Consider the following 12,065-nt stretch of genomic DNA (forward strand, 5'->3'; position numbering starts at 1 on the left):
TTATCATCTCGCTAAGAAGTGAGCTATGGGGCAATTATAACTCTCCTGCATAAGAGTCTGCTGACTTTCTTTTTAGAATCCCTGCTCAGTTCTTCTGATAATGTCATCCTGCAGCGATTTGGAAAGTGTAGTAAACAGTGCACTGTAACCAGCCACACGTACAACCAGATGCTTATAGTTCTCCGGATGTGCCTGTGCATCGAGCAGTGTCTCTCTGCTTACAACGTTAAACTGCATATGCATTCCCTTCTGATCGAAGTAGGAGCGGATCAGTGCAACGAACTTCTCAAGACCCTCACGTCCAGACAATGCTGACGGATGGAATTTCTGATTGAACAGAGTACCATTGGATACGATGAAGTGATCCAGTTTTGCAACAGAGCTTGCTGCTGCAGTAGGTCCGTTCACATCCTTACCTGCGGATGGGGAAACACCATCTGCAACCGGAGTATGTGCATATCTTCCATCTGGTGTAGCACCAGTCTGTCCGCCAAGGGGTACGTTTGCAGAAACCGGATAAAGTCCTGCCTGGTACTGTCCACCACGTGGGTTCTTAAAGTTCTGAAGCGGTCTTGTATATGTGTAAGCCACATCTCTTGCGAAGTAGTCCACTTCCGGAATATCATTTCCGAATTTCGGAACTTCTGCGATCATATCGTGGATTTCCTGGTATCTTGCCATCTTCTCAGGTGCCATCTGGGCATTCATAACAGATTTCAGGACAGCTGCTGCAGTATCCGCATCAACCTTGGCACCGCTCTCAGTCATCTCTCTTAAGATGCCGGTTGTGATCTCTTTCACAGACTGCTCATCCAGGCCTTTGCCATAGTTCCATGCAAGAGCTTCCTTCAGCTCCTCCATCGTAAACTTCTTCTCTTCATAGACCAGCTGACGAATTGCATACAGGGAATCTGCCATGTTTGCAATACCAAAGCCCTGGGGACCGGTAAAGTTATAAACTGCGCCGCCTTCCTGTACGGTCTTTCCACGTTTGATACAGTCATCGATCATACTGGAAAGGAATGGAAGCGGACAACGCTTTGCATGAGCCACGTCAATGGCATTATCTGCATTTACAAGAAGGGAAATGCAGTACTCCATCTGTTTCTTGTATGCATCATAGAATTCATCGAATGTAGCCATCTGGGTTACATCGCCGGTAGGAATTCCGACCATCTCGCCCTGATCCATACCATTGGCAAATACAAGCTCCAGCGGACGGCACATATTAAAGAATGCTGCATCATGCCATCCCTCTGTCTTACCTGCTTTCTGTGGCTCTACGCAACCGATGATATTATACTCACGGGCATCTGCAAGGGAAAGTCCTCTGTTCTGCAGTGCTGGGATGATTACCTCGTCGTTATAATAAGCCGGAAGTCCGATACCCGTTCTGGTAAGCTCTGCTGCCTTGATCAGAAGGTCATGAGGAGAACCATTCCATACACGGATGGAAAGGGACGGAGCCGGAAGATGTACATGCATGGATGCCTCAATACACATAAAGGAAAGGTCATTGGTCACATCATTGCCATCTTTATCCTGACCTCCTACGATCAGGTTCTGGAACAGACTGTAGCCTGCGAAGCCTTCTGCGGAAGCAGCATCACGGACTTTATTCAGGTCATTTAATTTTACCCAGATGCAATCAAGAAGCTCCTGGGCTGCTGTTCTGGTAATCGCGCCGCTCTCAATATCCTTCTTATAATAAGGATACATATACTGGTCGAAACGTCCTGGGGAAATGGAATGTCCGCTAGACTCCATCTGGAGAAGCTGCTGCACAAACCAGAAGGACTGACACGCCTCCCAGAAATTGGTAGCTCCCTTCGCCGGAACCTTGCTGCAATTGGATGCAATCACAAGAAGCTCTGCTTTACGCTGTGGATCTGTACATTTCTCTGCCATTTCAAGGGCAAGCTTTGCATATCTGTCTGCATAATCAATCACTGCCTGGCAGCTCATGATAACTGCTTCCAGGAAACGGGAACGCTCTGCGTAATCTCCATCCCCCACATTGCATTTATCCAGCTCAGCCTGTGCTTTCGCCATAATGCCTTCGTATCCAATTTCAAGAACTTCCCAATACTTTACTGTAACGTGTCCTACACCATTGTAGAAATAATTTCCTGGTGTAAAAATGTTGTGATCGATGGCACGGATTGCTTCCGGTGCCATATATGCTGTGGCAAGCTCACTGGTAGTCTTGCCTTTCCAGTATTTGTGTACCTCGCGAAGATCTGCTTTGGCCTGCTCTGAAATATAGAATGGATCAGCAGTTCTGGTGGCAACCGTATCCAGCTCGTCTTCCAGCCACTGGTAGGAAAATTCCGGGAATGTCTGGCATCCTCTCGGTGCAATGGAGTTACTTCCCACGATCAGTTCCTCATCACGGATGATGATCGGAATATTATGTAAAATGTGGGAAAAAGCTTTCGCTCTTCTGGTAATGATCGGCTGGTCTTCCGTCTCCTTATAGGACTCTGTGATCAGCTTCGCTCTGTAAGATTCGATCTCCGGCATCTTGGCATAGAGATGATCTACCAGGCGGGTAATTCTGGAAGATTTGGGAATCTCACTTGTATTGTATTTTTCCATGGTTCTCCTTTCTCATGGATGTCCCGGCATATGAAATAGTATTCTGTATCTCAAAAACACAATATTCTCTCTGTCGGCAACATAAATGTCCGTTGTTCCATGACATAGTTTTCTATGCTCATTATACGTCATTTGCTATGCGGTGTCAACATAATTCAACACCAGTTTTGTTGTTTTAGTTGGTGTTTTTGGTTGATTTTTGTGGTTTTTCGTTGTTTTTATTAAAAAGCACAATTAAACCAAAAAGCGTTTTCCGATTTTCATATTTTGATTTCGGAAAACGCTTTTCAAATTATATCTCCACACAAATTATATAGCAGTTCAGTGCCATACGTTGAAAGTTATCAATTTATTTGAAATATATGTGTATTCTTTCTCTCTGCCCCGTCTTGATATTTTCAGCCAATGCAACAGCAAGAAATCCAGATCCTCCTGCAACTTTTATTTTGCTGCCATTTGGTGACATCTTTGCTACACCCCAGTTACTTCTTGCATACGATATTCCCCCTCTGAGTTTCCAACCTTTTTTCAGATTAAATTTAAATGCGATACTCTTATTTTTATATTTGGAATAACGCAGATTATAAATTGCATTCTTTTTAAAAGCAGTTCCTTTAATTGTGAGCTTTCCCACCTTTGCAGAAGAAACAGGATTTACATATTTATACACGGTAAATGTACATTTGTAAGTTTCCCGTTCAGTTTTCACAGTAATAGTTGTTGTGCCAGCTTTTTGGGGCGTAGCCCAAATAGCATTATCCTTTATCTTTACAGTTGCAACTTTTGTATTACTGGATTCCACAACTACTTTTCTTTTTCCAATGTAGGCAATAAGTTCATCCGGATTGTAGCATCTGCGATTTTCCATAGTTTTAGAAGAATAAATAGTTGCATTTGTCTTAAGAATTTTAAATACCTCTTTTGCGTAAGCAGGCACGGTCATTGCAAACATCATAGCAAATGTCAGCACAACCGTTATTATTTTTTTTAGTGACTTTTTCATTTTCAACACTCCCTTCATGATATGGACATTACAGAATACAATATATATATGCATTTTTGATTTTATAACAGTTTATACCCATTTACAATCTGTGCCAAAATGTGTGCGCAATTCTTTCGCGGGTTTGTCACATTCTGTTTTTTATCAATAAAAAAACTGCCATATCAGATTTCTCCAATACAGCAGTTTCCTCATCTTCTTATTTACCAGCTATGTAAAATACCAGTGCCTCATTCACATCTTAGTGGCAGTGTCCGCCGCAGCTTCCACAATTACCATTGCAGCCTTTTCCGCTTTTTTTATCCTTCACAATACTTCTCACTGCCAGACCTGCTATTACGACTACGATAGCACCAACAACTACTGTTCCCATATGATACTCCTTTCAGATTACCTATAAGCTCCTTTATGTTGTTAGTATATTCTAACATTCATTAGATGTCAATATTTATTTTATATTCCTTACACATTCAGCTTCATCTGTCCGTCTTTAATATATCCCATATTTCGCATTCCGCGGTAAATCACATAGGATAACAGTCCCGGAAGTAGGAAGTGGAACAATACAATTTTCAGAATTACCAGCACCGGTGATTCTGTTGCCACCATAGTCTGGTAAGTCATGATCTGTCCAACCAGACCAGAGGTTCCCATTCCGGAACCAGTTGCATTGTTTGTCATATGGAAAGGCCCGATAATGGCAATTGGGCCTAAAATAGCAGATGCCAGTGTAGGAGGCAGCCAGATCAGCGGACGCTTCATAATATTAGGGATCTGCAGCATGGAAGTTCCAATTCCCTGGGCAAAAAGACCGCCCACGCCATTATCCTTAAAACTTGTCACTGCAAATCCAATCATCTGACAGCAGCATCCGATCGTTGCCGCACCCGCTGCCACGCCATTCAGCCCCAGAATAATTCCAAGAGCTGCAGAACTAATTGGCAAAGTCAGTACCATTCCCATGATGACAGAAACCACAATTCCCATTAGGATTGGCTGCTGCTCAGTTCCCCAGTTTACCAGGTTGCCAAGCCATGTCATGAAGCTTGATACTCCCGGTCCTACCAGTATCCCTACAGCACCACCGGAAAGGATGGTGATTGCTGGTGTAATAAGAAGATCCAGTTTTGTTTTTCCGGCAACCAGCCTCCCAATCGTAATTCCCACATATGCAGCCACAAACGCTCCAAGAGGCTCGCCAGGACCGGATAACACTAATGCCCCTGTATCAGACAACAGGGTTCCTGCAATCAGGTTAGATGCATAGGCACCAATCATTCCAGCTGCCGCAGCCGACAACAGCACATAAGTAGATTCCCGGAATTTATACGCAACACCGATGCCGATTCCGGCACCTGTAAGCCTCTGGGCAACCACTGCAAATGCACTTAAATAAGTGCCATATGTACCGCCCATCAAATCACCAATCTGTTTCAAAATAGTTCCGATGATCAAAGTAGAAAACAACCCCAAAGCCATTCCGCTTAAACCATCAATAAAAATATTGTTTAAAACCTTCTTTATCGCTTTCATACTCTCTCCTTGTCCCCACCATCTAAAGCATGTAAAAAATTAATCTTGCAATCTGCAAAATACACCGAAAAGTGGGGCATGCAGACTGCGAGATTGTTTTTTCCGAACACGCTCTAATATAGATCCATCTTCTTCCTTCCCAGTTCAAGAAATACCTTCGTCCCTTTTCCAAGCTCCGACTCTATCCTGATTCCGTGATCCAGCCTTTTCATAATCTTTCCGCAAAGATAAAGCCCAATTCCAGTAGACCTGTTCTCTTCACGTCCATTATAGCCAGTAAACCCCTTTTCAAAAACCCGGGGCAAATCTTCGGCACGGATTCCGATTCCAGTATCTTCGATCACCAGCGTATGCGGCCTGGATATGCTCATATAGATGGATATTTTTCCTTTTTTTGTGTATTTCAGTGCATTTGATAAAATTTGTCCCAACACAAAGCCAAGCCATTTTTCATCTGTAAGCACCGTTTCCGATACCTCTTGATACTCCAGAGAAAGCTTTTTCCCAATAAATATTCTGGCAAATTTGTGAATCTGCTCACGAATCAGAGAATCCATATCCACTTCCTCAAAGCGGATGTCTGAAGCCATATCCTCCGTTCGAAGATACCCCAGCACCATCTCCACGTACTGCTCCACCTTAAAAAGCTCATTCTGAATCTCCTGAGGTCTGGGCTTCTCTTCCTGAAGAAGCAGTCTTGCTGCAGCAATAGGTGTTTTGATCTGGTGAACCCACAGCGTATAAAAGTCTGTCAATTCTGTACCAAAAGCACTTCTCTGATTTTCAGCCTCTATTCTCTTCTCATCCAGACTACGGCAGATTTCCCGGTAAATAGCCTCATTTTCATTCTCCGGAGCCTCCAGATATTCTTCTGAAAAATTGCCGCAGTCTCTTATGTAAAGCAGACTTTCCTGCTTTTTCCGGTATTTATGGTAATCCCACATAAGCCCCAGGCCTGTCAGCAGCATTTCAAAAACCGCCACATAACCTACAGGCTCCAGCGGAATATCATACAGAAAAAGGATTCCAGCCGTTACCGCTACCATAAGTAAAGCCAAAACACCTGTTTTCCATCTGGTTTTCAGATATTTAATCATACCATGTACCCCAGGCCTTTTTTGGTGATAATGAAGTTCTCTACACCCAGACCTTCCAGCTTCCGACGGATTCTTGTGATGTTTACTGTCAAAGTATTGTCATCCACAAAGCTGTCGCTCTCCCACAGTTTTGTCATAATCGACTCTCTGGATACAACATGCCCCTGATGTTCAAATAGTATCTGCAATATCTTCAATTCGTTTTTCGTCAGGTCTGCAAGCTTTCCATCCACTGAAATCGTCCCATTTCCAGGATTCAGCACTACGCCGCCCCTTTCCAGAAGACTGTTGTTCTGACCAAAGGCATAGGTTCTGCGAAGCACAGCCTGCACCTTCGCAGTTAACACATCCAGATCAAAAGGTTTCGCGATAAAATCATCTGCACCCCGGCTCATGGCCATTACCATATTCATATTGTCAGCCGCTGAAGACAGAAACATCACTGGTACCTGTGAAATTTTGCGGATTTCCTCACACCAATGAAAACCGTTAAAAAACGGCAGTTTCAAATCCAGCAGCACCAGCTGTGGATCTTTTTGCACAAACTCCTGAATCACATGAGTGAAATCTTCGATCTGAAAGACCTCATATCCCCAGGATTCCAAATGTCGCTTTACTATCTGTACAATAATTTCGTCATCTTCTATTATTAATATTTTATACATTTTTAATCAAGTTTTTCTTCTAAACGGACATGTCTGCCTGCGCAGACATCACCCCAAATGAAAGTCGATTGTTCCGCGCCTTTAGCGCTACCGCGCAGGACTTTTATCCTAAATATGCCTTCAGTAATTTCAGTGTATTCTTCGCTCCATCCCTGTGTGACCGCTCGTATCCATGAGATGCGTAAACTCCCGGTCCGATCAGACCATGCTTCATATCATAGCCTGCTTTCAGTGCCGCATCCACATCAGAGCCATAATGAGGATACACATCCACAGCAAACGCAATGTCATTCTCCTGTGCAGCCTTGATCAGACCGGAAACCACCTGGTAATCATATGGTCCCATACTGTCCTTAGCGCAGATTGAAACCATGGTTTCATCACATTCCAGGCCTTTTCCAACACATCCCATATCTACGGAGATCATCTCTGTCACTCCATCTGGGATAGCGGCACATCCACCATGTCCCACTTCCTCATAAGAAGTGATCAGTACATAAATGGTACGCTCTGTCTGAATTTCTTTCTCTTTCAGATATTTAGCATAGCCGAGAAGAATAGCAGTGCTGAATTTATCATCAAGGAAACGGCTCTTGATGTATCCGCTCTCAGTCACAACTGTCCTTGGATCAAAGCAGACAAAATCGCCTGTCATGATTCCAAGTTTTTTCACATCCTCTTTATTCTTCACCGGCTCATCAAGAATGGCCTCCATCGTCTCATAAGTACGTTTGGTATCGCTATACTCGCCGTTTACATGAACAGACGCATTCTCCAGCTGGAAAGTTGCATCATATACTTTGCCGGACTTTGTATAAACCTTACAATTCTCAGCCTCTGCATTGTTTGGATTCATACCGCCGATATTAGTCAGTTTCAGATGTCCGTTGTCCATGATCTGGCAGACCATTCCGCCAAGAGTATCCATGTGAGCTGCCAGAACCACTGCATTCTCATCGTCTTTTCCTCCAAGCTTTACAAGCACAGCCCCCTTCTGGGTGATCTGCGGCTCATAGCCCAGCTTTTCAAATTCTTTTTTTACAAAATCTGCTGCCATGTGGGTAAAACCACTTGGACTTGGCACTGAAAGCAGATCCTGTGCTGTTTTCATAATGTAATCTGTGTATTTTCCCATGATATTCTCTCCTGTTTTTTACAAATTTTAGTCTTCTTACCTATCGTTCTTCACTTTCTGTATAGCAATGCGCCTCACAGAAATTACTTTTAAGCGATAACATTATATGATACCAGTGTCAAAAGGTCAAAAAGCTGTTCGTGCTTGCACGATAAGGCTTTTGAACTTGGGACACGCCAAATATGAGAAAGTAGCGATTTACGCAGTAAATCAGCGGATTTCGAATATTTGGAGGATTGCGGGAGCAGCGTAGCTGCGTAGCAATCTGGGTATCAAATGAGTGTCAAAAGACCTTTTGACACTCATATCATTATATTTACTTATTATCCTCAAATGTGATAACTTTATAAACCCATACTTTTTGCCAATTCCACAGGTCTGGCTGCGTCACATAAGCTTCCCATGAATTTCCTGCGGCACTCTGGCTTTCACCAGAATTCCAGTATCTGTGTACTCCTCCGAAAGCAGCTGCCCATATTCCCGGATCAGCTGGATCTTGCCAGCCTCCTGATAGGAAAAAATTTTTTCCACATAAATCTGCTCTTCAGAAAGGATTTTCCCCAGAAGCTGCTTTAAATCCTCCAGACCTTCCCCTGTTTTGGCCGAAACCTTAAGAGTATGGTCTGCCATACTGTCGCGCATGCGGATTGCTGCACCCACATCGACCTTGTTAAATAAAGTAATCGTCTTTTTGCCCTGGACACCAAGCTCCTGCAGGGTATCATAAACAACCTCCATCTGCTGTACCGCCTGAGGATTCGAACAGTCTACCACATGAATAATATAATCTGCATATTTCGCTTCCTCCAGGGTACTCTTAAAAGCTTCAACCAGATTATGCGGCAGTTTACGGATAAATCCAACAGTATCTGTAAGCAGGATCTGCTGTCCGTCATCTAATGTCAATGCTCTGGTTGTAGGATCCAATGTGGCAAACAGCTTATCCTCTGAAAGCACTCCGGCTCCAGTGAGGGTATTTAACAATGTAGATTTACCTGCATTGGTATAACCTACAATAGCAACAGTCTTCATCTTTCCCCGGGTACGTCCGGTACGGAGCAGTTCTCTGTGCTTCTCTACCTGGGAAAGCTCTTCCTTCAGCGCTGTGATTCTCTTTCGGATCAGACGTCGGTCGCTCTCCAGCTTCTTCTCTCCAGGACCTCGGGTTCCGATTCCTCCTCCAAGTCTGGACAAAGACGCACCTAGTCCTACCAGTCTGGATGCTCTGTAACGGAGCTGTGCAAGCTCAACCTGAATCTTTCCCTCGCTGGTAGTGGCATGTTTTGCGAAAATGTCAAGGATCAGAAGAGTTCTGTCCATTACCTTACATTCCAGCTCATGCTCCAGATTGTTCATCTGTGCCGGGGAAAGCTCATCGTCACAGATGATTCCTGTAGCATCCGTGGCCAGCATAAGAGCACGTACCTCCTCGATCTTTCCTTTTCCAATATAAGTTCCAGGATGTACAGTCTCACGGTTCTGGATAATTTTTCCCACTGTCTGAGCTCCGGCAGTATCTGCAAGCTCCTCCAGTTCATCCAGGGATTCTTTCACATTATCGTTCTCATCCAGCTGAACGCCAACCAGAATCACCTGCTCCTGTATTTCTTCAATATATTCCATAAATCCTCCTTCCGGATCATCCATAAACTAACTTTCAGTTACTTTTCTATCTGAAAATCATCTGTTAGAGTATAACACAAACCCATTCCTTTTGGGAGAGGTATATTTCAGTTACTGTTCACTGGTAACGTTCCGCGAGGCGTTTTTTGTGAACAAAGTTCACAGAAAACCCGAGAATTGCGGCGCGAAATCATGCGAATGCATGATTTCTGTGCATCGCGAAGCGCGTTACTGTGAACGGAGTGAACAGTAACATATTTCAAATCTGAAAACAACAACTACAGTTCAGATCTCATATAGTATATAATAATAGTAAAAGACCCAAAAAGGAGGAACCTATGAAAAAGAAAAATCTCAAAACTCTTGCAGCATGCCTTTGCCTGTCCTGTACACTCCTGACAGGTACTCTTCCCACCCAGGCAGCTGCTCGGACATCTGTTTCCCAAACTGCGAAATCTTCTTCCACTGTCACCAATAAGAAGACCCATTCCGGTAAGGGACAAGCTTCCAGTTCCTCTTCTGGTACCTGGAAGACCATCAAGGGCCGCCACTACTATTACAATGCCCGCGGCAAGAAAGTCAAAGGCAAAGTCAAAATCGGATCCCGCTATTACTTTTTTGACAAAAATGGAATTCAGCGTTACGGCTGGAAAAAAATCAAAAATAATTACTACTTTTTCCGTATCAGCACAGGAACCACCGGCGCATACATGCTGACCTCCACCACTATAAATGGTATCGCCCTTGATGCTTCCGGACGTGCCAGCAAATCCGGTTCTAACCTGCGCAAGCTGAAGCTAATGACAGAAGCGAACAAGATTGTAGAAAAGATCAGCAGACCAGGAATGAACAAAATGCAGCGTCTCCGTGCCAGCTTTGATTACGTCAAGAAGCAGTACACCTACTATTGCTGGCGTGAATTCAGAAATACACAGGACTGGGAAAAGGATTTCGCTGAAGATATGTTTTTCCGCGGCGGACGAGGTGACTGTGTTTCCTATGCAGCAGCTTTCGCCTACCTTGCAAACGCTGTAGGAATGAAAAAAGTTTATGTAATCTGCTCCGGCGGTCACGGCTGGGCTGAAATTGGTGGAAAAGTCTATGATCCTGACTGGGCGCTTGTAAGCAGCGTGGATTCCTACTTTGCAATGTCCTACGATCTCAGTGGCGTGAACGGCCGCCCCATGTATCGTGGCAACCGCCTTTATGTAAAAAAGATCTGAGTATATTACCAAAAAAGGATTTGAAATCCGGCATTCAATATTGCCTCAGATTTCAAATCCTTTTTTGATTATAAAAATAGCTTCAAGAACCTTCTCTGTTTCCTATTCATTACTTCCAGTCCTGGATTTCAGGAAATCAAGCTCTTTCGCAGCTTCTTCATCCTCCGGATACATTCCGACATAAGACACAGCTTTCTCCTGCGCTGTGGAAAAATCCAGTTTCTTCTCATAAGCTACAATTTCATTAAATAACAAGCTCTGCATTTCATCATCGGAAGCAATGGTAATTCCGCTGCTGATATTTTCCAGGGCAGAATCATAGTTTCCTTCTGCCATATCGCACATTGCCAGTCCATTGTATCCCTGTGCGGCAGTCTGTGTCTGATTCCCGGACGTATCATCCAGCTTCTGATTGATATACTGCTGGTACATTGCCCGGGCATTTGCGTAATCTGACTGGGCGCCATAGACCATTCCAAGGACCAGAAGTGCCTCTGTACTTCCCTGATTGGAAGCATCTGTCAGCTCTTTCTGGGCATTGGTATAATCTCCCATATAGTAATAGATTCTTCCCCGGCTGCAAAGATCCTCTGCTCCCTTTGCCTCTGTAGACAAGACAGCCTCCAGATATCTGGTTCCATCCGCTTCCATGTCCTTATTCAGGTACGTCTCGTAAATCTGGATGGCCCGGTCATAGCTGGAATCTTCCCCATATGCCTGCTCAAAATCAGAGGCAGCTTCATCATAGCCATCCATTTCCAGGGCAACCTTTCCAGTAAGGAACCAGGCATCTGCATCCATCTCATAATTCTGGGCAAGCACCTGACAGTCTGCCATGGCATCATCCAGATACCCAGCCTGCAAACGTGCTGTAGCGCGATACAGATACAGGTCCCGGGCCATACTTTTACTTACTTTCTCCTCGCCAAGAGCACTGGTAAAAGCAGTAATGGCATCATCATAATTTCCCAGACGCAGCTGACAGATTCCAATCCCGCGGTAAGACACTGCAGGCTTCACACCATTATTCACAGAAGTAGTAAATTCATCCAGCGCATACTCATAGCTGCCCTGCTCCAGATCTTTCTCTGCTTCCGTAAAAATCTGCTGTTTTTCATTATCACAGCCAGCCAGAAGGGAAAGCCCCATGACCGCTGTCAATATTAATGCTGTTTTTCTGATTTTCAT

10 protein-coding genes are annotated in these 12,065 nt (G+C 44.2%); 1 reads left to right on the top strand and 9 read right to left on the bottom strand.

Annotated features, from left to right (window positions below):
• Positions 1-72: 72 nt before the first annotated feature.
• The 8 genes from AB5642_RS03310 to hflX all read right to left on the bottom strand — a co-directional run bounded on the left by AB5642_RS03310 (position 73) and on the right by hflX (position 9,654).
• Positions 73-2,598 carry a glycyl radical protein gene (locus AB5642_RS03310; protein ID WP_173718191.1) on the bottom strand — a complete coding sequence of 842 codons (2,526 nt, stop codon included), beginning with the start codon at positions 2,596-2,598 and terminating at the stop codon, positions 73-75.
• 349 nt (positions 2,599-2,947) lie between these two features.
• Entirely contained in the window at positions 2,948-3,601 is a 654-nt protein-coding gene (locus AB5642_RS03315) for a hypothetical protein (protein ID WP_148461083.1), read from the bottom strand.
• A gap of 241 nt (positions 3,602-3,842) precedes the next feature.
• Positions 3,843-3,974 carry a FeoB-associated Cys-rich membrane protein gene (locus AB5642_RS03320; RefSeq protein WP_148461082.1) on the bottom strand — a complete coding sequence of 44 codons (132 nt, stop codon included), beginning with the start codon at positions 3,972-3,974 and terminating at the stop codon, positions 3,843-3,845.
• Positions 3,975-4,063: 89 nt separating this feature from the next.
• On the bottom strand, positions 4,064-5,134 hold the full coding sequence (locus AB5642_RS03325; protein ID WP_118578128.1) for a PTS transporter subunit IIC: 1,071 nt from the start codon (positions 5,132-5,134) through the stop codon (positions 4,064-4,066).
• Between the two features lie 113 nt (positions 5,135-5,247).
• The gene (locus tag AB5642_RS03330) at positions 5,248-6,231 is read right to left on the bottom strand and encodes a sensor histidine kinase (RefSeq protein WP_195589671.1); all 984 of its coding nucleotides are present in this window, start codon (positions 6,229-6,231) and stop codon (positions 5,248-5,250) included.
• Positions 6,228-6,896, bottom strand: a complete 669-nt coding sequence (locus AB5642_RS03335) for a response regulator transcription factor (RefSeq protein WP_118578126.1) — start codon at positions 6,894-6,896, stop codon at positions 6,228-6,230. The genes AB5642_RS03330 and AB5642_RS03335 overlap by 4 nt, the downstream gene beginning before the upstream one ends.
• 103 nt (positions 6,897-6,999) lie before the next feature.
• Complete coding sequence (locus AB5642_RS03340; protein ID WP_173716016.1) at positions 7,000-8,031, bottom strand: M42 family metallopeptidase; 1,032 nt, start codon at positions 8,029-8,031, stop codon at positions 7,000-7,002.
• A 387-nt stretch (positions 8,032-8,418) separates the two neighbouring features.
• Positions 8,419-9,654: a GTPase HflX gene (gene hflX / locus AB5642_RS03345; protein WP_195380137.1), complete on the bottom strand. Its 1,236-nt coding sequence runs from the start codon at positions 9,652-9,654 to the stop codon at positions 8,419-8,421.
• Positions 9,655-9,992: 338 nt separating this feature from the next.
• Between hflX and AB5642_RS03350 the strand changes: the two genes are divergently transcribed.
• Positions 9,993-10,877: a transglutaminase domain-containing protein gene (locus AB5642_RS03350; protein ID WP_368371455.1), complete on the top strand. Its 885-nt coding sequence runs from the start codon at positions 9,993-9,995 to the stop codon at positions 10,875-10,877.
• A 102-nt stretch (positions 10,878-10,979) separates the two neighbouring features.
• On the opposite strand, the gene AB5642_RS03355 is transcribed toward AB5642_RS03350, so the two are convergent.
• Positions 10,980-12,065, bottom strand: a complete 1,086-nt coding sequence (locus tag AB5642_RS03355) for a lipopolysaccharide assembly protein LapB (protein WP_173771007.1) — start codon at positions 12,063-12,065, stop codon at positions 10,980-10,982.

The sequence above is a fragment of the Ruminococcus sp. 1001136sp1_2201st1_G3_2201SCRN_220225 genome, from assembly GCF_040924365.1.
In the GTDB taxonomy this organism is placed as follows: Bacteria; Bacillota; Clostridia; order Lachnospirales; family Lachnospiraceae; genus Blautia_A; species Blautia_A faecis.

Excerpts from the sequence above, each read along its gene's own strand:
- AB5642_RS03310 (WP_173718191.1), bottom strand. The coding sequence starts at position 2,598 with ATGGAAAAATACAATACAAGTGAGATTCCCAAATCTTCCAGAATTACC.
- AB5642_RS03315 (WP_148461083.1), bottom strand. The coding sequence starts at position 3,601 with ATGAAAAAGTCACTAAAAAAAATAATAACGGTTGTGCTGACATTTGCT.
- AB5642_RS03320 (WP_148461082.1), bottom strand. The coding sequence starts at position 3,974 with ATGGGAACAGTAGTTGTTGGTGCTATCGTAGTCGTAATAGCAGGTCTG.
- AB5642_RS03325 (WP_118578128.1), bottom strand. The coding sequence starts at position 5,134 with ATGAAAGCGATAAAGAAGGTTTTAAACAATATTTTTATTGATGGTTTA.
- AB5642_RS03330 (WP_195589671.1), bottom strand. The coding sequence starts at position 6,231 with ATGATTAAATATCTGAAAACCAGATGGAAAACAGGTGTTTTGGCTTTA.
- AB5642_RS03335 (WP_118578126.1), bottom strand. The coding sequence starts at position 6,896 with ATGTATAAAATATTAATAATAGAAGATGACGAAATTATTGTACAGATA.
- AB5642_RS03340 (WP_173716016.1), bottom strand. The coding sequence starts at position 8,031 with ATGGGAAAATACACAGATTACATTATGAAAACAGCACAGGATCTGCTT.
- hflX (WP_195380137.1), bottom strand. The coding sequence starts at position 9,654 with ATGGAATATATTGAAGAAATACAGGAGCAGGTGATTCTGGTTGGCGTT.
- AB5642_RS03350 (WP_368371455.1), top strand. The coding sequence starts at position 9,993 with ATGAAAAAGAAAAATCTCAAAACTCTTGCAGCATGCCTTTGCCTGTCC.
- AB5642_RS03355 (WP_173771007.1), bottom strand. The coding sequence starts at position 12,065 with ATGAAAATCAGAAAAACAGCATTAATATTGACAGCGGTCATGGGGCTT.